Source organism: Micromonospora fiedleri (assembly GCF_016774385.1).
GTDB classification, from domain to species: Bacteria; Actinomycetota; Actinomycetes; order Mycobacteriales; family Micromonosporaceae; genus Micromonospora; species Micromonospora gifhornensis.
Genome location: NZ_JAETXL010000010.1, coordinates 38,053 through 57,084 on the forward strand (window position 1 = coordinate 38,053; position 19,032 = coordinate 57,084).

The following is a 19,032-nucleotide window of genomic DNA, read 5'->3' on the forward strand; positions in this document are numbered from 1 at the left end:
CCTCACGCCTCGACCGGTCGCCCTGCGCCGCCGTCCAGCACCACCTCGACACCCGCCCGCACCGGGCCCTCCGCCGGGGCGTTCGACACCGCCGGCACCTGCGGCTCGACGTAGCGCGGTGTCGTGCCGCCCGTGTGCTCCGGCATCGCCTGCTCCACGTACTCGCAGAGCAGGTGGCTGGAGACCAGGTGCAACTCCTGCACGACCTGGCTGTCCGACGACTCCACCGCGAGCACCTCGTGGCAGGCGTCGGCCAGCGGGTTCGGGGCCGGTCCGGTGAAGGCCCAGCACCGCAGCCCGGTTTCCCGCCCGGCCCGGGCCGCAGCGAGCAGGTTGCCGCTGCCACCGCTGGTGGACAGCAGCAGCAGTACGTCGTCGGGCCGGCCGTGCGCCCGGACCTGGCGGGCGAAGACCTCGTCGTAGCCGTAGTCGTTGCCGATCGCGGTCAACGCCGAGGTCTCGGCGTGCAGGGCGATCGCCGACAGGGGTTGACGGTCGTCGCGCAACTTGCCGACCAGCTCGGCGGTCAGGTGTTGCGCCTCGGCGGCGCTGCCGCCGTTGCCGGCCACCAGCAGCCGGCCACCGGCGGTGAGTCGCTGCGCCAGCGTCGCACCCCACCGGGCGAGCAGCGGCTCGCACCGCTGGTACGGCGGCAGCGCCGCGGCCAGGTTCGCCAGGTGCCGCTCCAGCAGGGTGGCCGCCGGCATCAGGCCACCACCCGGGTCGGCCGGCGTACGGCGACCACCTCGGCGTACACCTCGGCGATCCGCTCGGCGGTGACGGTCCACGAGTAGTGCTGCCGGGCCCGGGCCCGCGCCGCACCCGCGTAGGCGAACCGGCGGATCCGGTCGTCGAGCAGCCGCCGCAGCGCCTCGCCCAGCGCCCGGGGATCGCGGGCCGGCACCAGGTCCCCGGTCACCCCGTCGACCACGGTGTCCCGCAGGCCGCCGACGGCGGTGGCCACCACCGGCACTCCGCACGCCATCGCCTCCAGCGGGGTCAGGCCGAACGGCTCGTACCAGGGGGCGGCGACCAGGATGTCCGCCGAGCGGTACCAGCGGCCCATCTCCTCCCGGGGCACCGCGCCCACCAGCCGTACCCGGTCGGCCACCTCGCAACTGCCCGCCAGGGCCCGCAACCGCCGGGCGTACGGGTCGGTCTCCAGCAACCCGGCCGGTGGACCGCCCACCACCACGCATTCCGCCTCGGGTACGTGTGCCATCGCCCGCACCACGGTCTGGAAGCCCTTGCGTTCCACCAGCCGGCCGACGGTGAGGATCCGAGGGCGGTCGGGTTCCCGCTCGGCGGTCGGTCCCAGCGGTGCGAAGGTGCCCAGGTTCACCCCGGACGGGACGACTGTCATCGCCGAGCGGGGCACCCCCATCCGGACCAGTTCCCCCACCTCGTCGCGGCACTGCGCGATGACCCGGTCGACGCAGCGGCCGAGGTGCAGTTCGTAGCCGATGCGGCGGGCCGGGCTGGTGTCCTGCACGCCCTGGTGGCGGCGCTTGACCGTGCCCAACGCGTGGTACGTCTGCACCACCGGTATCCCGAGGGCCCGGCCGGCCTGGAGGGCGGCCAGTCCGCTCATCCAGAAGTGCGCGTGGATCACCTCGGGCGTCCAGTCGCCGCCGCGCCAGCGGTCCACCAGCCACGCGCCGAACGGTCGCATGTGGGGCAGCAGCGCGTCCTTGGCCACCGGTTCGGCCGGGCCGGCCGGCACGTGCACCACGTCGTAGCCGTCCGGGCTGCGGACGAGCACCGGCAGGTCGACCGCGTCGCGCCGGGTGTAGACCCGTACGTCGTGCCCGGCGGCGGCGAGCGCGGCGGACAGCTCCGCGACGTGCGTGTTCTGGCCGCCGGCGTCCTCACCGCCCAGGATGGCGAGCGGGCTGGCGTGCTCCGAGATCATCGCTATCCGCATACTTCCTCCTCCAGCAGCCGGTCCCAGTCGGCGAGGAATCGGTCGAGGCCGTAGCGCTCCCTGGCCGCGGCACGGGCCGCGAGGCCCGCTCGGCGGGCCTGCTGCGGCTGCGCGACGAACCGGTCGGCGGCCGCGAGCAGGGTGTCGACCCGGGTGGAGAGCGCACCGGCGTCCGGCGGCACCGCCATCGCCGCCTCGGTGGTGGCCAGCGCCACCACCGGCATGCCGATGCTCATCGCCTCGATCAGGCTCAGCCCGAGTGAGGTCCACCGGCACAGGTGCAGGTACGCCCGGCGGCGCGCCAACTCGGCGTGCATCCGGTGCTGCGGCACGTCGTCGTGGCTCATCAGCCGGTCGGCGGGCAGCCCGAGGTGGTCGGCCAGCCCGGCCACCTTCATGCCGAAGACGTCCAGCGGGGCGATCTCGGCGAACCGGGGCAGCAGGTCGGTGCCGGTGACCCGCCAGCGGCGTACCGGCTCGTTGATCACGACGGCGAGTCGGTCCAGCTCACCGGTGTACTCCACCGCCGGGGGCACGATGCCGTGGTCGACGACGGTGGTCCGGGTCGCCCCGGTGTCCCAGAAGAGTTCGTTGAACGCGGTCACGTGCGCGATCAGCAGGTCGTCCCGGTCGGCCATCGGGTGGCGGCTGTGCGGGACGTCGCCGTCCTTGGGGGTGTTGTGCTCCACGTAGATCGCCGGCAGGTCCCGGCCGGGGCGGCGGCCCAGCCACTCGGCCGCCAGGTCCAGTTCCTCGGGGCGTTGCAGGATGACCACGTCCACCTCGGCGTCGCGCAACTGCTCCGGGCTCACCTCGGTCGCGCTCTCCGGCCAGGTGTACGTGCGGGCGCGGCCCAGGCCGTACGGACCGCGGTCCGGGGTGGCCGGCACCAGGTAGCGGTGTTTGCCGTGCACGAAGGAGGTGGTCCAGGAGCCGTGCACGTGCCAGAGCAGGATGTTCATCGGCCGCTCCCACCGTTCGGCACGGCCAGCAACCGCAGGGCGGTCAGGACCGCTTCGGGTTCGACCCGGCTCAGGCAGGGATGCCCGGGTACGGGACACCGCGCGGCCCGGGTGTCGCGGCACGCGGCGGTGGCGTCGCCGAGGCGTACCGTCGGCACCCGCCAGGGTCCCCACTGGCCGAACGGGACGGTGGGCGCGAAGAGGCTGACCACCGGCACCTCGTGGGCGGCGGCCAGGTGTGCCGGGCCGGTGTTGCCCACCACGACCGCGCCGGCCGCCGCGACGACCCCGGACAACTCGGCCAGCCCGGTCCGGCCGCCGAGGTCCACGGCGTGGGCACCGGCCACCCGGGCGGTCAGGTCGCGTTCCTGCGGGCCGCCGGTGACCACCACCCGGTGCCCGGCGTCGACCAGTTCTCGGGAGATCCGTTCGGCCAGTTCCGGTGGGCAACCCCGGGCCTGCGCCGCCGAGCCGGGATGCAGCACCACGTACCCCGGTTCGCCGGCCTCGGGTGGGGGTGGTGGCGCCGGCCGCAACCGCAGGCGCGGCTCGTCGCCGGGCGGTAGCGGGTAGCCCGCCGCCGCGGCCAGCGACAGGGCACGCTCGGCCTCCGGCACGCCGGCCGGTACCCGGTGCCGTACGTCGAGCAGCGAGCCGGAATAGTCGTCGCTGATCGCGGCGATCCGCGCGACACCGGCCATGCGCAGCAGCAACGCCAACGGCAGCGGCGACTGGTGGAAGGAGGTGAAGACGACCGCCTCGTCGGCGGCGACGGCGGCGAGCCGGGCGATCAGCGTGGTCATCTCCGCCGGGTCGACGGGTCCGGGCGCGGGGTCGATCCACGGCAGCCGGTGTTCGATCACCTCGTCGACGCCGGGCAGCAGGTCGGCGGCGGCCCGACCACGCGGACCGCAGAGCAGCACCACCCGGTCGGCGCCGGCGGCCACCGCCCGGATGCCCGGCCCGGTCACCAGCACATCGCCCGCCGAGTCGGAGCGGACCACCAGCACGGTCCGTGGCCCGTCGGCGCGGGTGGCGGTCGTCGCCGGTTGCAGCGCCTGCTGGCGACGCAGGATCTCCGCGACCGCCGACGGCAGGTCGTCGGCCACCCAGGGCGCGGCGGCGATCTCCTCGGTCCGGGTGACCGGCGTCGGCACCAGGATGCCGGCCGCACCGGCGGCCAGGGCGGCCGTGACGTCCCGCCCGATGTCACCGATCAGCGCGCAGCGGGCCGGTACGGTGCCCAGCGCCTCGGCGGCGGCGTGCACCAGACCCGGTGCCGGCTTGCGGCAGGCGCAGCCGTCGCCGTCGTCGTGCGGGCACACCTGCCAACTGTCGAAGGGCCCCAGCAGTTCCTCGACCCGGCGGTGCACCCGGTCCAGTTGCGCCTCGGTGAACAGGCCTCGGGCCAGCCCGGACTGGTTGGTCACCACGGCGAGTTTCAGACCGGCGGCACGCAGCCGGTCCAGCGCCGCGCGGGCGCCGGGCATGGCCCGTACCTTGTCCGGATCACCGTTGTACGGCACGTCCTCGATCAGGGTGCCGTCGCGGTCCAGCAGCACCGCGTCGAACAGCGGGGACTCGCGACCGGCCGGTCCCGCGCCGGCCAGCACCCCGGCTGACCTGCGCTTATCCGGTTCCCCACGGTCCCCTCGCACGGGCGGCGGGTTCCCGACGCCCCGAGGAGTAAACGTCGATCGCGACGCGGCGGACGAATGCCGCGCGTCGGCGGCCTGACAGGCGCCGCCAGCGGTGGCCTTACCCGTCGCCCCGGAGAAGCTAACCCGGGTGCGGTTAGCCGGCGACGCCGGTGGGGTACGGACAACCGGTGGCGATCGTGCAGCAAGTGATCAAGGCTCCGGTCCGGCAGGTCTGGGCGGTCCTCGCGGACGGATGGACCTACAGCGACTGGGTGGTCGGCACCGCCCACATGCGCAACGTGGACGACGGCTGGCCGGCGGTCGGCACCCGACTGCATCACCGCGCCGGTCCCTGGCCGTTCTCGCTGGAGGATTCCTCCCTGGTGTTGGAGTGCGAGCCGGAACGCAAGCTGGTGCTGCGGGTGAAGCTCTGGCCCGCCGGTGAGGCGATAGTGGTGTTCGCCCTGGAACCGGTCGGTCCGGACGCCACCCGGGTGTCGCTGGGCGAGGACTTCGCCGCCGGCCCGCTGCGCTGGGTGCGCACCAAACTCAACGACCTGGTGCTGCACCAGCGCAACAAGGAGACGCTCAACCGGCTCTCCGACATCGCTCGCCGGCAGAAGACCCCGGACTGATCCGGTCCCGTCGACCGGCCGCGTGCCGGCAGACCGGCCGACACCGGGCGGGGGAGCCATTTCGCCCCGGAAGGGGCAAGTAGCTACTCTCTGAGAGACCCTGTTCGCAGACCGAGGATGTCCCCCATGATCGAACCCGTCCAGTTGCCCTCGCCGTGGCGGGACGCGCGCCTGACTGTCGTGGTGCCGACCTACAACGAGGCCGGCAACCTGCCGACGCTGGTCGAGCGGCTCCTGGCGCTGCCACTGCCCGGCCTGAAGGTGCTGGTCGCCGACGACAACTCGCCGGACGGCACCGGCGACGTGGCGGACAAGCTGGCCATCGAGCATCCCGAGCGGGTCGAGGTGGTGCACCGGCCGGGCAAGGAGGGGCTCGGGCGCGCGTACGTGGACGGGATCAGTCGGGCCCTCGACGGTGGGGCGGAGTACGTGGCCCAGATGGACGCCGACCTGTCGCATCCGCCGGAGGCGCTGCCCGGCATGCTCGGCGCCCTGCTGTCCACCCAGGCCGGCGTGGTGATCGGGTCGCGGTACGTCCCCGGTGGCGAGCTGGACGAGAACTGGCCGCTGTACCGGCGGGCCCTCAGCGGCTGGGCGAATCTGTACGTGCACACCCTGCTGCGGGTACGCATCCGGGACCTGACCGCCGGCTTCAAGATCTGGCGGGCCGACGCGCTGCGCGACATCGGGTTGGAGCGGGTCCAGTCCAACGGCTACAGCTTCCAGGTCGAGATGCACTACCTCGCCACGAAGCTCGGGCACACCATCCTTGAGGTGCCGATCCGGTTCGAGGAGCGGCGGGACGGCATCTCGAAGATGACCACCGCCACCAAGATCGAAAGCGCGCTGATGCCGTTCAAGCTGCGCACCCGGCATCGCCACATCGAGCGCTGAGCCGACCGTTCCGCGGCAGGTCGCGCGGTGCGCACCGCGCGACCGGGTCAGCGGTAGCGCGGCGTACCGCGCGGGTCAGCGGTAGATCGCGCGGTGCGCGGTGCGTACCGCGCCGTGGTAGAGGTCGCCGGTGAGAACGCCGTCGCGGGCCAGCGCGGCCCGGGCGGCGTTCGCGCCCGGCGCGCCGTGCACCCCGCCGCCGGGGTGCGCCGACGAACTGGCCAGGAAGAGCCGGTCCACCGGCGTGTCGGCCCGGCCCAGGCCGGGGATCGGGCGCAGGAACAACTGCTGGTACGGCGCGGCGGTGCCGCCGCCCAGCGCCCCGCCGACCAGGCTCGGGTTGGCCTGCTCCAACTCGGCCGGTCCGGCCACGTGCCGGCCGACGACCAGTTGCCGGAAGCCGGGAGCGGCGGCCTCCAGCACCTCCTCCATCCGCTCGACGTGCGTCATCAGTTCCTCGGCCCGCCAGTCCTGCCGGAACGGCAGGTGGGTGTACGACCAGAGGGACTCGGTGCCCGGCGGGGAGTGGCTGGGGTCGGCCACCGACATCTGCCCGAGCAGCAGGAACGGATCGCGCGGCAGCTCGCCACGGGCCAGGTCGGCGGCGTACCCGGTCAGCCCGCCGAGATCGGCGCCGAGGTGAACGGTGCCGGCGGTGGACAGCCGCGCGTTGCGCCACGGCACCGGGCCGGACAGCGCCCAGTCCACCTTGAGCGTCGAGCCGTCCCAGCGGAAATGTTCCAGATCCGCCACCAGCCGGGGCGGTAGTGCCTGGGCCCCGACCAGGTCGAGGTAGAGCGCGGGCGCGGGCACGTCGGCCAGCACCGCCCGGCGGGCCTGCCACAACCGTCCACCAGTCGTGCGTACGCCCACCGCCCGTCCCCGGGCGATCAGCACCCGGTCGGCGCGGGCGCCGTAGATGATCCGGCCACCCCGTTCGGTCAGCCGGTCCACCAGCGCATCGGTGATCTTCTGCGCCCCGCCGACCGGCACCGGCCAGCCGACCTGCTGCCCGAGCATCGCCAGCAGCCAGCCGTACACTCCCGAGCCGGCCTCCTCGGGGGACAGGTCGGTGTGCAGGGCGCAGCCCGCGAGCAGCGCGGTGCCGCCGTCACCGGCGAACAGTTCCGCACCGAGGCGACGTACCGGCAGCACCATCCGTCGGGCCAGCCGCAGCGCGCCGCCGACCCGCACCCGACGCAGCAGGTCCAGCCCACCGCGCACCGGCGGGAACGGCGTGGTGATCACGTCGATCATCGGTTCGGCGACCTGCCGCCACTGCTCGTACGCGGTCAGCCAGCGCTGCCCGTCGCCGGGCGCGAACTCCTCCAGGGAGGCCGCGGTGACCGCCGGATCGCGGTTGAGCAGTGCCGCCCGCCCGTCGGGAAACAGGTGCGCCAGCACGTCCGGGGCGTGTCGCCAGACCAGCCCGTGCCGCGGCAGGTCCAGGTCCCGCAGCACCGGCGAGACGTAGCCGAGCGGGTAGAAGGAGCTGTAGAGGTCGCTCAGGTAACCCGGTGCGGTGACCTGGGCCGACCGCACCGCCCCGCCGGGCACCTGGGTCGCCTCCAGCACCAGGACGTCCCAGCCGGCGTCGGCGAGCAGGTTGGCGGCGACCAGTCCGTTGTGTCCCGCTCCGATGACGACGGCGTCCGCCCGCTCGGAACCGGTGGAACCCGGCGAAATCATCAACGGACGCTACCCCGCGGCCAACCGGACGAAACGTTTGCCGGCCCCGACGTCGGGCATCCAGCGCCCATGTACACGGTTGCGCAGCTGATCGGCGGGGTGTGGGGGGCCGGCGGGGACGACGGCGAGTTCGTGGTCCATGATCCGTCCGACGGCAGCCGGGTGAGCACCGCACCGATCGCGACCGCCGACGAGGTGGGCAAGGCCGTGGCGGCGGCCCGGGAGGTGACCGCGCAGTGGGCGGCGACCGCCCCGGCGGAACGGGCGGCGGCGCTGCACCGCGCCGCCGACGCGGTGGCCGAGGCCGCCGACGAACTCGCCCGGGCCACCACGGCGGAGATGGGCAAGCCGCTGGCCGACGCCCGGGGCGGGGTCGAGGCCGGCATCGGCACCCTGCGCCAGTACGCCGAACTGGCCGCGGCGCGTGGTGGGCGCACCCTGCACGGCGATCCCGCCGCCCTCGACTTCATGGCCCCCGAGCCACGCGGGGTGGTCGCCGTGATCACCCCGTGGAACGATCCGGTGGCCGTGGCCTGTGGGCTGCTCGGCGCGGCCCTGGTCACCGGCAACGTGGTGCTGCACAAGCCGAGCGAACGGACCCCGGCGACCGGGTGGCTGCTGGCCCGGGCGTTCGACACCGCGCTGCCGGCCGGGGTGTTGTCGCTGCTCACCGGCGGGCCGCAGACGGGTGCGGCGCTGGCCGCGGCCGAGGTGGACGTGGTGGCGCATGTCGGCTCCACCGCCACCGGCCGGGCCATCGCCGCTGCGGCCGCGGCCGGCGGCGCCAAGGTGCTGCTGGAGAACGGGGGCAGCGACCCGCTGATCGTCGACGCGGACGTCGACCCGGTCTGGGCGGCCGGCCAGGCGGCGCAGGGCGCGTTCGCCAACGCGGGGCAGATCTGCGTCGCCGTGGAACGGATCTACGCCCATCGGGACGTCGCGGAAGACTTCGTCGACGCGCTCGTCGAACGGGCTGCGGCGCTGCGCGTCGGACCGGGCCGCGATCCGGACACCGAACTCGGCCCGCTTGTCGACCGGCGGCACCGTGACCAGGTGCACGGGCAGGTCACCGCGGCGGCGGCGGACGGTGCCCGGATCCGGGTCGGCGGCACGCTGCCCGAGGGCCCCGGCGCCTTCTATCCCGCCACCGTGGTCGACAACTGTCGGCACGACCTGACGCTGGTCCGCGAGGAGACCTTCGGCCCGGTCGCGCCGGTGGTGGTGGTCGACTCGTTCAGCGAGGCGCTGCGGTGTGCGGCCGACTCGCCGTACGGGCTGGCCGCCACGGTGCTGACCGGGTCGATGAGTCACGCCCAGCGGGCCTGGCGGGAGTTGCCGGTCGGCACCGTCAAGGTGAACGCGGTCTTCGGCGGCGCCCCCGCCGGTGCCGCCCATCCCCGTCGGGGCAGTGGTCAGGGCTTCGGCTACGGGCCGGAACTGCTCGACGAGTTCACCGCGATGAAGGTGGTGCACATCGAGGCGCCCGGCGGCGGACACTGGTGAACGCGAGGGTCCCGGTCACGCGAGGGTCCCCGGTCGCCGGGCGTACGCGGGCGACCGGGGACCCTCGGTCCGGCGTACCGGGTCAGTCGCCGCGGGCCTTGCGGGTCTGCCGGTCGTTGGCCTTTTCGATGGCCTTGACCAGTTCCGGCTTGGTCATGCTCGACCGGCCCCGCACGTCCAGCTTGCGGGCCACCGCCAGAAGATGGTCCTTCGGGGCGTTCGCGTCCACCCCACCGGCGGTGGGTGCCCGCCGCTGCGGGCCACCACCTGCGGCCTGCGCGTCGCTGGGGCCCTTGCGGCCCTTCGGCTCCCAGTGGTCGCCCACCTTCTCGAACTGGTGCTTCACCGCGGCGAAGGCGGTACGGTGCGCCCGCTCACCCTCGCCGTAGGTCTCGACGGCGGAATCGTGCGTCTTCTCCCAGGTGCGCTGGGCCTTCTCCGGGGAGCGCCGCAGCGTGCTGGGCAGTACCTCGCGCCCGGGCATCTCGGTCCTCCTGTCGTCTGCGAGCCTTCCTGGTGGCGTCCCCGTTGCCGCAGCCGGTAAACGGGCGAGCGGTTTGCCGACGGCTGAGGCCGGGTACCGGCCGGGCCACCCGAACCGGGTCGCGAACTGCGAGGGAGCGGTGATGACCACGACGAACTCCGACGTCCCGCCGACCGACGGTCGCACCGCCGCGCTGCCCCGCCGGATCCGCCAACTGAGCTGGTCGACCTGGCGTGGCGTGCTGATCCGCAGCGGCCGCAACTTCCTGCGGGACAACTGCACGGACTGGGCGGCCGCGCTCACCTACTACGGGGTGCTCGCGCTGTTTCCGTCCACCGTCGTGGTGGTCGCCCTGGTCGGTCTCGTCTCCGACGGCGAACGCACCGTCGACACCGTGTTGGACCTGGCCCGTGGCGTCGGCGCCGGCGCGGTGGTGGGCAACGAGAGCTTCGTCGGGGTGGTTCGGGCGCTGGTGGACCAGAACAGTTCGGCCGGGGTCCTGCTGAGCTTCGGCCTGTTCGGTGCCCTCTGGTCGGCCTCGAACTTCATCGCGTCGTTCACCCGCGCCTCGAACGCGATCTACGGGGTGACCGAGGGCCGGCCGATGTGGCGGTTGCGTCCGATGCAGATCGGGCTCGCCGCACTGTCGCTGGTCCTGCTCGCCACGGTGGCCGCCGGTCTGATCGTCAGCGGCCCGGTCGCGGACGCGGTCGGTGACCTGATCGGCGCCGGTAGCGCGGCCCGTACGGCCTGGGCGGTGGCCAAGTGGCCGGCCCTGGCGATGATCGCCATGCTGCTGCTGTCCCTGCTGTTCTGGGTCGCGCCGAACGTGCGCCAGCCCCGCTTCCGCTGGCTCACCCCGGGCGGCGTGGTGGCCCTGCTCGCCTGGATGATCTCCTCCTTCGGCTTCGGCCTGTACGTGGCGAACTTCGGCTCGTACGACGCCACCTACGGCAGCCTCGGCGCGGTGATCGCGTTCCTGGTCTGGCTCTTCCTGTCCAACTCGGCGCTGATGCTCGGAGTCCAGATCAACGCCGAACTCCAGCGCGGTCGGGTGATCCAGTCCGGCGCGAGCGACCCCACCGAACCGGTGTTGCCGCCCCGGTCACCGGCCGGTTCGTGACTGCTTGCCGGGTTTACCACCCGCCGTGGCGGGTAGCGCAGAAGACATGGATCGCGGCAACAGCAAGCACGCACCGAGAGTCGACGAGCAGATGAGTCAGGAGGTCAACGGCCTGGTACAGGGGCCGGGGACCGGTGGCTCGCGGGTCGACGAGTCCCGGGTGCCGGAACCCGCCGGGGAAGACCAGCCGGAGACGACCACCGCTGTAGGCGGTGATCTGCGCAGCGGCACCCCACAGGGGATGACCTCCGAGGACGTCGAGGCGCGAAGCCGGCTCGGGCGGTTCATCACGATGACCGCCCTGCCCGGTGACCGGGCCGCGTTGCTCGCCAACGCGCGGGAGAACGACGCACCCGACGACGTGATCGCCGCGCTGGAGCGTCTGCCCGACGGCACCCGGTACCAGACGGTGTCCGAGGTGTGGGCGGCGCTGGGGCACAAGAACGAGACGACGCGCTGGTGAGACGGGCTGTCCAGGCCCGCCGCCCCCGCCGGCGCAGGGAGGGATGCTGATGAGTGGCGTAACCGAACATGTCGACGTGGCCGTCCCGGTGCGGACGGCGTACGACCAGTGGACCCAGTTCGAGGAATTCCCCCACTTCATGGAGGGCGTGGAGTCCGTACGCCAGCTGTCCGACACGATGACCCACTGGACGGTGGAGATCGCCGGGGTCAAGCGGGAGTTCGACGCCGAGATCACCGAGCAGCTGCCCGACGAGCGGGTGGCGTGGCGCTCGACCGGCGGCACCCAGCACGCCGGGGTGGTGACCTTCCACCGGCTCGACGAGCACAGCAGCCGGGTCAGCCTGCAGCTGGAGTTCGACCCGCACGGCGTCATCGAGCAGGCCGGCGACAAGCTCGGCGTGGTCGACCGGCGGGCCAAGGGTGATCTGCAGCGGTTCAAGCAGTTCATCGAACGACGCGGGCAGGAGACCGGCGCCTGGCGCGGCAAGGTCGACCGACCGCAGCCCTGAGCATGATCTCGTCGACGGCCGCCGGTGTCCTGCACCGGCGGCCGTCGCCGTGCGCGCCGCGCCGTTGGTCGCCGGGCCGGCCGGGCACCGTCGGTGGCCGGCTCCCGTTTGCGGCGACCGGGCGGGGGTACGGCTCAAGGCATGACGGACGACAGGACGTGGCGCAAAGAGGAGCGGCTCTCGCTGGAGGAGTTGGACCGGGCCGTGGCCCGCAACACGCTCGACGGGCAGGCCGATGACGTGACCGCCAACGACGCCGGCGAGGAGGCCGCCTTCGGGCACGGCCCGGAGCCGGCCGACCGCGGTCGGGTCGTGCCCGGCAGCGACCTGGAGCCGACCGACCCGGAGCGGGGTTACCGCCCGTCGACCACCGGCCGGACCGGACCCGACACCATGTGAGGCCCGCCCCGACCGGGGGGCGGCGAGGTTCCGGCCGGACGGTCGGAAATTCGGACAGCTCGGCCAGAATCGGCCGTTCGGCTGACGGCAACGCCCTCGATGCGCGTAAGACTTTCGGAATGCATCAGGGCTCCGGCTTCCTCACCACGCGTCAGCGCCGCCTGGCATGGATCGGCTTCCTCCTCGCCGCCGTGCAGGCACCCGTCTCCGCCCGGCTGGTCGCGGACAGCTCCTGGCTGTTCAGCCTCTGCGTCGCGCTGATGGTGGCCACTGTGATCATCGCCGACGACGCCGCCCGCCGGCGCCCCGCCGACGCCCGCTCGTCCGACTGACTTCACCGCCGACGGCCCGGCTCGCCGGGCCGTGGACGGCTGTCTGATCGGGTGCCGCGGCTGTGTGATCGGTCACCCCGGCCGATGGGCGGGGTCGCTCGGTGACGTCGCCCGCTGGTCCGTTTCGTGCATTGCTGAGGGTTGGCGCACCATCCGCGGCGGCGTGGCCTGCCCGGTCCGCACCGACTTGGAACGCGCGGACAGCCGATGGCGACCAGCGGTGGATGCGCCGGCCAACCGAGTGGACGAGGACGCTACCGGTCCGGGTTGGTTAGATTCGTTCCCCATGCGCGTGCCCCCGAACGAGGTTCCCACCTCCACTGCTGTCGACGCGACGCGAACCACCCTCGTGGGGCTCGCCAACGCCGTCGGGCTCGACGGGTTGGCCGCCGCCAACCAGCTGCCCGGGCTGCTCGCGGTCGTTGATCAGCACGCCGCCGCCGTACGCGACAGCCTGCACGGCGACCAGCGCCCGCTGACCGCCGCCGCGCTGGCCGGCTACGCCGAGGGCGTACGCGCCGCAGCCGACGAACACGGGTGGCAGCCGCCCACCGATCCGATCGACTGGTCGGAGGCCGACTGGGTGCTGGTGCGCCTGCTCGCCGTCTGCGCGTTGACCGCCGCGCTGGACACCCCGGCCCCGCAGCCGCCGCCGCTGTGACGGCAACGGGTGCCCGCCGTCGGCGGACACCCGTTGCGTCTTGCTGCCGTGCTCACCGGCGAAACTGCTGCGTTTCGTCACTCGCGGTCCCGGACTGGTGGGTCGCCCGGCCACCGGCCATCGCCTGACTCCGCTCGGCACCGGCCCGGTCGGCCATCTGCCGCTGGGTGTCGCCGCGACCGGCCGCAGCGCCCTGCCGCTGTTCACGAACGGCCCGCGACTCGTCGGCGATCCGGCGCAGCCAGTCCTCCCAGCGGTTCTGCATCGGCCGGACGAGACCACCGCCGACGCCGATGATCAGAATGCCGGCCACCGTGGCGAGCACCGCGATGAGCACCGGCGTGGTGACGGTGGTGGCGATGCCCACCTGGTTGAGCGCCGCGATCACACCCAGGGCGATCACGAAGAACGCCGTCACGTCGGCCAGCACCTTGCCGTACGACAGGCCGCCCAGGAACCCGCTGACGATGTCCCGTACGGCGTTGGCGATCGCGAAGGCGATCACCACGATGACGATCGCGACGAACGCGCGTGGCAACCAGGCCACCACACCCGAGATCAGGTTGCTGATCGCGTTGGGTCCCCAGACCCCGAACGCGAACTGCAACGTGAACAGCAGCACGGCGTAGTACGCCAGCTTCGCCAGGATGTCACTGGCGTCGTACTTCGTTCGTTCCAGTGCTCGTTTGATGCCACCTCGTTCGACCGCCCGGTCGAACCCCACCCGTTCCAGCGCCGCGTCGACGATCTTGAGTACGGCTCTGGCGATGAGCCATCCGACCACCAGGATCGCGATGAACGCGATGGCCCTCGGTACGAACAGCAGCACCGACCTCCACATGTCAGCCACGGCATTGCCGATGTCGACCTGCCTGGCCGCGAAGGTTTCCGGCATGATGTCCCTCCTGTCGCATGGTCTGCCCCGCGCGCTTACCCCTTCACTCGGACGGCACGCCGCGCCGATCGCCTCCTTTTTCTCGACACATCGCCACACGGTTGCTCTGACCTGGACTTATGTCCCGCACCTCGGGGATCGCAGCGCAAGATCGAAACACTGTTCGGCTCGCCGGACTAGGCTGCTGTCATGCCAGGAACGGTCGGGCGAGTCCCCACGCCAGCAGGCAGCGTCCCGAGCGCGCGGATGCCTGGCGTCACCGGCATGGTCGGCCGCCATCAGTGGAGCGGCAGCAGGCTCGGCCCCCCGGAGTACTGGGACCTGGCCGTACGGGCCGCCGCCGAGATCGTGCTCGCCTCGCCGGCACCGATGGTGCTGCACCTGAGCGACGAGTTCTTCCTGCTCTACAACGACGCGTACGCCGAACTGATCGGCGACAAGCACCCTGCGGCCCTCGGGCAGCCCGCGCCGCAGGTCTTCGCGGACATCTGGCCGATGCCGGGCATCGGCGACGTGGTCGAGCACACCTACCGCACCGGCGAACCGTTCCTGGAACGGGAGATGACCCTGCCGCTGCGCCGGGCCAACGGGCAACTCGACCAGGTGGTGTACGTACGTGCCTGCTCCCCGGTGCGGGACAGCCGGGGCGGCATCGTCGGTGTGCTGTCCGTGATCACCGAGACCAACCCGGCGATCCGGCAGTTGCAGGGGATCAGCGAACTCGCCGCGGCGCTGTCCGGCACCCTCACCCTCGACGACGTGGCCCGGGTCGCGCTGCGCTACGCGATCACCTCGTTCGACGCCGACCGGGTCTCCTTCGCGGTGGACGACGGTGGCGGCTGGCGGCTCGCCCGACGGGTGCGGGGCGAGCTGGTGGACGAGGCCGACGAGCGGCTTCCGCCGCTGTGGCGACGCGGGCCGGCGGACTGGCCGGCCCCGGCGGTGGTCAGCGCCCGCACCGGACGGGCCAGCTACACCGACGACGGCGAGCCGCTGCGCGAGGTCGCCGCCGACCGCCACGACCAGAAGATCCGCTCCCTGGCCACGGTGCCGCTGAGCGCCGCCGTGGTCCGCGGCGCCCTCACCGTCGGCTACCGCTCCCCGCACAGCTGGTCCGCGCAGGAGCGGGTGCTGCTGGCGGCGTCGGCCGAGTTGGTCGGCCAGGCCACCGAGCGGGCCCGCCGCTTCGAGACCCAGCACGGTACGGCCCAGTTGTTGCAGCGCAGCATGCTGCCGGAGAATCTGCCGGGCCTGCCCCGGCTGCGGATCGCGGCGCGCTACGACCCGGGCGTGGACGGCAATGCCGCAGGTGGGGACTTCTACGACGCCTTCGTGCTGCCCACCGGTGAGCTGGGCGTGGTGCTCGGTGACGTCGCCGGACACGACGTGCAGGCCGCGGCCCGGATGGGTCAGGTACGCGCGGCCCTGCGGGCGTTGGCCCTCAACGACCCGCGCCCGGACCAGGTGCTCGTCGGGCTCGACCGCCTGGTCAGCAGCCTGGGTGCCGAGGCCGGCACGCACGAGCTGTTCGTCACCGTGGCGTTCGGGGTCATCGACATGGCCCGGGAACTGCTCACCCTGGCCAGTGCGGGTCACCCGGCACCGCTGATCCGACGGTGCTCGGCCGACGGCGAGCCGCGAGCCGAGTACGTGCAGGTGCCGGCCGGCGCGCCGCTGGGCGTCGGATACCAGGCGGCGACCTGCACCGTCGCGTTCCCGCCCGGCGACACGCTACTGCTGTTCAGTGACGGCGTGGTGGAACGGCGACGGCAGGGGCTCTCGCACGGTCTGGCTCGGCTGGTCGAGTCGGTGGCCGCCGCGCACAGCGGCGACCCCCGCGCGCTGTGTGCCACCGCCACCGCCGCGGTGCCCGGCGCCACCGAGGACGACGTGGCCGTGCTCGCCGTCGAGTACGCGCTGCGGCCGAGCCGGTCCGCCCGGATGGAGGTACCGGCCGAGCCGACGGCGCCGAGCCGGGTACGGCACTGGATGACCGCCCAGCTCACCGAGTGGCAGGTGGCCGAGTCGGTGATCGGCGCGGCGGTGCTGTGCACCAGCGAGTTGACCACCAACGCCCTGCTGCACGCCGGCACGGCGGCCCGGGTGGAGATCGACCTGAGCCCCGAGCGCCTGCTCGTGTCGGTGGCCGACTCGGGCTCGCGCGGCACGGTCACCCGGACCCGGACGGACACGTTGAGCAGTCGGGGCCGTGGGCTGGGTCTGATCGAGGAGTTGAGCGACGCCTGGGGCACCGATCCCACCGTGCGGGGCTCGACCGTCTGGTTCGAGATCCTCACTCCGCCGCAGTAGGGCCGTTGCGCAGTAGGCCCCGGCGCGGGTAGCTCAGGTCAGCCGGCGGGCCAGCGCACGGCCGAGGTCGTGGCCGGAGCGCCACGCCGTCTGTACCCGGGGTGGCGCGCCGTACGCGTCTCCGGCCAGCCCGATCCCCTCGTCGTCGAGGTGGAACCCGGCGGCGGAGCCGGCGGTGGGCTGGGCGTACGTCCACCGGTGCAGGTGCACGCGTACCGCCGGATCGGGCAGGGCGAGCAGGTCGCGTACCGCCGCCTCGACCGCCGGGGCGGCGGCGCTGGGCTGGGCGAGATGCCGTGCGGCGAACGACCCGGTGGTGTGCGCGACCAGCACGGGCGCCCGGTCACCACGACGGTCCCCGTCGTCGCAGACCAGGCGCAGCACCGGGTGGTCGTTGACGAAGGCGCCCCGGAACTCCTGCCAGCGCCGGTGCGGGAACCGCAGCATCGCCGCCAGCGACGGTGACCAACGCTGGTGCTGGAGCGCCTCGGTGGCGACGGTCAGGGCCGGGTCGAGCACCAACGCGGCCTGTGGCCCCGGCATCGCCAGCACGGCCGCCCGGCACCGGTGGCCGTCCACCGACGGTCCCGGGGCGACGTCGAGCACCAGCCGGTTCACCAGCACCGGCAGGTCCTGTGACAGGTGTTCGACGAGGGAACGGAGTCCGCGGGGTGCCGCCCACCGCATCGGGCCACGGACCTCGTGCCGCCCCTGCGCGCCGTACGCGACGAAGGTGTCCGTCCACTCCCGGACCAGCCCGGCGGCCTGCCACTGCGCCACCACCTCGGCGAAGTCCGGATCGCTGACGGTGAAGTAGGCCGCGCCGAGGTCGGCCGGACGCCCGTCGAACGGCTTGCTGGACATCCGGCCGCCGGGCCCCTGGGCACGTTCCCTGATCTCCACGGGCACCCCGGCCCGTCGCAGCTGCACCGCGCACGCCACACCGGCGATGCCGGCACCGACCACCACGACGCCGGTTCGCTCCGTAGTCACCCGGTGATCTTACGTACCGGGTCTCGCCGGTTCCGTCGTACCTGGCCGCTGGCCAGTCCGTCGAACATACCTAAAGCCATCGATGCTTCCGGAAGGTCTTCACAATCTCGCAACGGGTGCGTACCTTGGCGGACATGTGGGAGCGCTTCCACGCAACTTGCTCGATATATCCGAGGAGCAGACCATGAGAACCCGACGCACGTCCGCCGTGGTCGGCGCGGTGACGGCACTCACCGTCGCCGCCACCGTCGGCGTGGGCGCGCTGCTGGCGGCGCCCGCCGCGGCTGCCGATTCCGCCTTCTACGTGGACCCGCAGACCAGCGCCGCCCGCTGGGTGGCGGCCAACCCGGGTGACTCCCGGGCCGCCGTGATCCGGGACCGGATCGCCAACGTGCCGCAGCCCCGCTGGTACACCACCACCAACACCTCGACCGTGCAGGGCGAGGTGAGCCAGTTCGTCGGCGCCGCCGCGGCAGCGGGCAAGATCCCGATCCTGGTGGTCTACAACATCCCCAACCGCGACTGCAGCAACCACAGCGGTGGCGGAGCGCCCAACCACAGCGCCTACCGTCAGTGGGTGGACCAGGTGGCGGCCGGCCTGCAGGGTCGACCGGCCACCATCATCCTGGAGCCGGACGTGCTCCCCATCATGACCAGCTGCATGGACGGCAACCAGCAGGCCGAGGTCCGGGCCTCGATGGCGTACGCCGGCAAGGCCCTCAAGCGTGCCTCCTCGGCGGCGAAGGTCTACTACGACATCGGCCACGGCGGCTGGCTCTCGGCCGGCGAGGCCGCCAACCGGCTGCTCGCCGCGGACATCGCCAACAGCGCCGACGGCATCTCGGTGAACGTGTCGAACTACCGCAGCACCGCCGGCGAGGTCTCCTACGCCAAGTCGATCATCGCGGCGACCGGGATCTCCCGCCTGAAGGCGGTCATCGACACCAGCCGTAACGGCAACGGTCCCGCCGGCTCCGAGTGGTGCGACCCGCCGGGGCGGGCCATCGGCACGCCGAGCACCACCAACACCGGCGACTCGGCGATCGACGCCTTCCTCTGGGTCAAGCTGCCCGGCGAGGCCGACGGCTGCATCGCCGCCGCCGGTCAGTTCGTGCCGCAGCGGGCGTACGACCTGGCCATCGCGGCCGGGCCGCTGCCCACCACGCCGGCCCCCACCACCCCGGGGCCCACCACTCCCCCGCCGCCCACCACTCCTCCGCCGCCGACCACCCCGCCGCCGGGCGGAGGCTGCACGGTGACGTTCACCCCGAACACCTGGACCGGTGGCTTCACCGCCGAGATCCGGGTGACCAACCGCGGCAGCGCGGTGAACGGCTGGACCCTGGCCTTCACGGCCGGCTCCGGGGTACGGCTGAGCAACGGCTGGAACGGCGTCTGGAGCCAGTCCGGCGACCGGATCTCGGTCCGTAACGCCGACTGGAACGGCAGCCTGCCCAGCGGTGGCACCCTCAGCACCGGCTTCCAGGGCACCTACAGCGGCAGCAGCCTGCCGGCCCCGAGCGGTTTCACCCTCAACGGCACCAACTGCACCTGATCGCACCCGCGTGGGCCCCTCGCCACCGCCTTCGGGCATCGGCGAGGGGCCCACGCCTG

Annotated in this window: 19 protein-coding genes; 11 read left to right on the forward strand and 8 right to left on the reverse strand. The window is 73.1% G+C overall.

Translation table 11 applies throughout. The annotated features are described in order from the left end of the window. Positions 1-2: 2 nt before the first annotated feature. From JMF97_RS25070 to JMF97_RS25085, 4 genes are read right to left on the reverse strand one after another with little or no spacing between them, the layout of a single operon-like run. Positions 3-707 (reverse strand): D-sedoheptulose-7-phosphate isomerase, encoded by a 705-nt coding sequence (locus tag JMF97_RS25070; protein ID WP_438803777.1) that lies wholly within the window; start codon positions 705-707, stop codon positions 3-5. Beyond that, entirely contained in the window at positions 707-1,924 is a 1,218-nt protein-coding gene (locus JMF97_RS25075) for a glycosyltransferase (protein ID WP_043720253.1), read from the reverse strand. Before JMF97_RS25075 ends, JMF97_RS25070 begins: the two co-directional genes overlap by 1 nt. After that, complete coding sequence (locus JMF97_RS25080; protein ID WP_203223751.1) at positions 1,915-2,886, reverse strand: glycosyltransferase family protein; 972 nt, start codon at positions 2,884-2,886, stop codon at positions 1,915-1,917. The genes JMF97_RS25075 and JMF97_RS25080 overlap by 10 nt, the downstream gene beginning before the upstream one ends. Continuing rightward, positions 2,883-4,499 carry an HAD-IIIA family hydrolase gene (locus JMF97_RS25085; protein WP_203223752.1) on the reverse strand — a complete coding sequence of 539 codons (1,617 nt, stop codon included), beginning with the start codon at positions 4,497-4,499 and terminating at the stop codon, positions 2,883-2,885. The genes JMF97_RS25080 and JMF97_RS25085 overlap by 4 nt, the downstream gene beginning before the upstream one ends. A gap of 215 nt (positions 4,500-4,714) precedes the next feature. On the opposite strand from JMF97_RS25085, the gene JMF97_RS25090 reads away from it, so the two are divergent. Further along, a complete protein-coding gene (locus JMF97_RS25090; RefSeq protein ID WP_203223753.1) occupies positions 4,715-5,161 on the forward strand; it encodes an SRPBCC family protein in 447 nt (148 codons plus the stop codon). 126 nt (positions 5,162-5,287) lie between these two features. Then, positions 5,288-6,055, forward strand: coding sequence for a polyprenol monophosphomannose synthase (locus tag JMF97_RS25095; protein WP_013732643.1), 768 nt, complete (start codon positions 5,288-5,290; stop codon positions 6,053-6,055). Between the two features lie 75 nt (positions 6,056-6,130). Here the strand turns inward: JMF97_RS25095 and JMF97_RS25100 are convergent, their stop codons facing one another. After that, a complete protein-coding gene (locus JMF97_RS25100; RefSeq protein WP_203223754.1) occupies positions 6,131-7,744 on the reverse strand; it encodes a phytoene desaturase family protein in 1,614 nt (537 codons plus the stop codon). A gap of 69 nt (positions 7,745-7,813) precedes the next feature. Here JMF97_RS25100 and JMF97_RS25105 point away from each other — a divergent pair, with 69 nt between their 5' ends. Beyond that, positions 7,814-9,247: an aldehyde dehydrogenase family protein gene (locus tag JMF97_RS25105; RefSeq protein WP_203223755.1), complete on the forward strand. Its 1,434-nt coding sequence runs from the start codon at positions 7,814-7,816 to the stop codon at positions 9,245-9,247. An 82-nt stretch (positions 9,248-9,329) separates the two neighbouring features. On the opposite strand, the gene JMF97_RS25110 is transcribed toward JMF97_RS25105, so the two are convergent. Continuing rightward, a complete protein-coding gene (locus JMF97_RS25110; RefSeq protein ID WP_203223756.1) occupies positions 9,330-9,731 on the reverse strand; it encodes a ChaB family protein in 402 nt (133 codons plus the stop codon). A gap of 142 nt (positions 9,732-9,873) precedes the next feature. On the opposite strand from JMF97_RS25110, the gene JMF97_RS25115 reads away from it, so the two are divergent. The 6 genes from JMF97_RS25115 to JMF97_RS25140 all read left to right on the forward strand — a co-directional run bounded on the left by JMF97_RS25115 (position 9,874) and on the right by JMF97_RS25140 (position 13,220). Continuing rightward, on the forward strand, positions 9,874-10,854 hold the full coding sequence (locus JMF97_RS25115) for a YihY/virulence factor BrkB family protein (RefSeq protein ID WP_203223757.1): 981 nt from the start codon (positions 9,874-9,876) through the stop codon (positions 10,852-10,854). Between the two features lie 46 nt (positions 10,855-10,900). Further along, a complete protein-coding gene (locus JMF97_RS25120; protein ID WP_203223758.1) occupies positions 10,901-11,317 on the forward strand; it encodes a DUF2795 domain-containing protein in 417 nt (138 codons plus the stop codon). A gap of 49 nt (positions 11,318-11,366) precedes the next feature. Next, entirely contained in the window at positions 11,367-11,828 is a 462-nt protein-coding gene (locus JMF97_RS25125) for an SRPBCC family protein (protein WP_013732637.1), read from the forward strand. Positions 11,829-11,969: 141 nt separating this feature from the next. After that, positions 11,970-12,227: a hypothetical protein gene (locus JMF97_RS25130; RefSeq protein WP_013732636.1), complete on the forward strand. Its 258-nt coding sequence runs from the start codon at positions 11,970-11,972 to the stop codon at positions 12,225-12,227. A gap of 119 nt (positions 12,228-12,346) precedes the next feature. After that, positions 12,347-12,559 carry a hypothetical protein gene (locus JMF97_RS25135; RefSeq protein ID WP_126712589.1) on the forward strand — a complete coding sequence of 71 codons (213 nt, stop codon included), beginning with the start codon at positions 12,347-12,349 and terminating at the stop codon, positions 12,557-12,559. 286 nt (positions 12,560-12,845) lie between these two features. After that, the gene (locus JMF97_RS25140) at positions 12,846-13,220 is read left to right on the forward strand and encodes a DUF6401 family natural product biosynthesis protein (RefSeq protein ID WP_043720247.1); all 375 of its coding nucleotides are present in this window, start codon (positions 12,846-12,848) and stop codon (positions 13,218-13,220) included. A gap of 52 nt (positions 13,221-13,272) precedes the next feature. Here the strand turns inward: JMF97_RS25140 and JMF97_RS25145 are convergent, their stop codons facing one another. Beyond that, positions 13,273-14,115: a mechanosensitive ion channel family protein gene (locus JMF97_RS25145; RefSeq protein ID WP_203223759.1), complete on the reverse strand. Its 843-nt coding sequence runs from the start codon at positions 14,113-14,115 to the stop codon at positions 13,273-13,275. A 189-nt stretch (positions 14,116-14,304) separates the two neighbouring features. Here JMF97_RS25145 and JMF97_RS25150 point away from each other — a divergent pair, with 189 nt between their 5' ends. Beyond that, a complete protein-coding gene (locus JMF97_RS25150) occupies positions 14,305-16,425 on the forward strand; it encodes a SpoIIE family protein phosphatase (RefSeq protein ID WP_203223760.1) in 2,121 nt (706 codons plus the stop codon). A gap of 33 nt (positions 16,426-16,458) precedes the next feature. Here the strand turns inward: JMF97_RS25150 and JMF97_RS25155 are convergent, their stop codons facing one another. Then, positions 16,459-17,418: an NAD(P)/FAD-dependent oxidoreductase gene (locus JMF97_RS25155; RefSeq protein ID WP_203223761.1), complete on the reverse strand. Its 960-nt coding sequence runs from the start codon at positions 17,416-17,418 to the stop codon at positions 16,459-16,461. A 184-nt stretch (positions 17,419-17,602) separates the two neighbouring features. Between JMF97_RS25155 and JMF97_RS25160 the strand changes: the two genes are divergently transcribed. Further along, on the forward strand, positions 17,603-18,973 hold the full coding sequence (locus JMF97_RS25160) for a glycoside hydrolase family 6 protein (RefSeq protein WP_203223762.1): 1,371 nt from the start codon (positions 17,603-17,605) through the stop codon (positions 18,971-18,973). The last annotated feature ends 59 nt before the right edge of the window (positions 18,974-19,032 follow it).

Coding starts and splice junctions, on each gene's coding strand:
- JMF97_RS25070 (WP_438803777.1), bottom strand. CDS start 707: ATGCCGGCGGCCACCCTGCTGGAGCGGCACCTGGCGAACCTGGCCGCG.
- JMF97_RS25075 (WP_043720253.1), bottom strand. CDS start 1,924: ATGCGGATAGCGATGATCTCGGAGCACGCCAGCCCGCTCGCCATCCTG.
- JMF97_RS25080 (WP_203223751.1), bottom strand. CDS start 2,886: ATGAACATCCTGCTCTGGCACGTGCACGGCTCCTGGACCACCTCCTTC.
- JMF97_RS25095 (WP_013732643.1), top strand. CDS start 5,288: ATGATCGAACCCGTCCAGTTGCCCTCGCCGTGGCGGGACGCGCGCCTG.
- JMF97_RS25100 (WP_203223754.1), bottom strand. CDS start 7,744: ATGATTTCGCCGGGTTCCACCGGTTCCGAGCGGGCGGACGCCGTCGTC.
- JMF97_RS25105 (WP_203223755.1), top strand. CDS start 7,814: ATGTACACGGTTGCGCAGCTGATCGGCGGGGTGTGGGGGGCCGGCGGG.
- JMF97_RS25110 (WP_203223756.1), bottom strand. CDS start 9,731: ATGCCCGGGCGCGAGGTACTGCCCAGCACGCTGCGGCGCTCCCCGGAG.
- JMF97_RS25115 (WP_203223757.1), top strand. CDS start 9,874: ATGACCACGACGAACTCCGACGTCCCGCCGACCGACGGTCGCACCGCC.
- JMF97_RS25120 (WP_203223758.1), top strand. CDS start 10,901: ATGGATCGCGGCAACAGCAAGCACGCACCGAGAGTCGACGAGCAGATG.
- JMF97_RS25125 (WP_013732637.1), top strand. CDS start 11,367: ATGAGTGGCGTAACCGAACATGTCGACGTGGCCGTCCCGGTGCGGACG.
- JMF97_RS25130 (WP_013732636.1), top strand. CDS start 11,970: ATGACGGACGACAGGACGTGGCGCAAAGAGGAGCGGCTCTCGCTGGAG.
- JMF97_RS25135 (WP_126712589.1), top strand. CDS start 12,347: ATGCATCAGGGCTCCGGCTTCCTCACCACGCGTCAGCGCCGCCTGGCA.
- JMF97_RS25140 (WP_043720247.1), top strand. CDS start 12,846: ATGCGCGTGCCCCCGAACGAGGTTCCCACCTCCACTGCTGTCGACGCG.
- JMF97_RS25145 (WP_203223759.1), bottom strand. CDS start 14,115: ATGCCGGAAACCTTCGCGGCCAGGCAGGTCGACATCGGCAATGCCGTG.
- JMF97_RS25150 (WP_203223760.1), top strand. CDS start 14,305: ATGCCAGGAACGGTCGGGCGAGTCCCCACGCCAGCAGGCAGCGTCCCG.
- JMF97_RS25160 (WP_203223762.1), top strand. CDS start 17,603: ATGAGAACCCGACGCACGTCCGCCGTGGTCGGCGCGGTGACGGCACTC.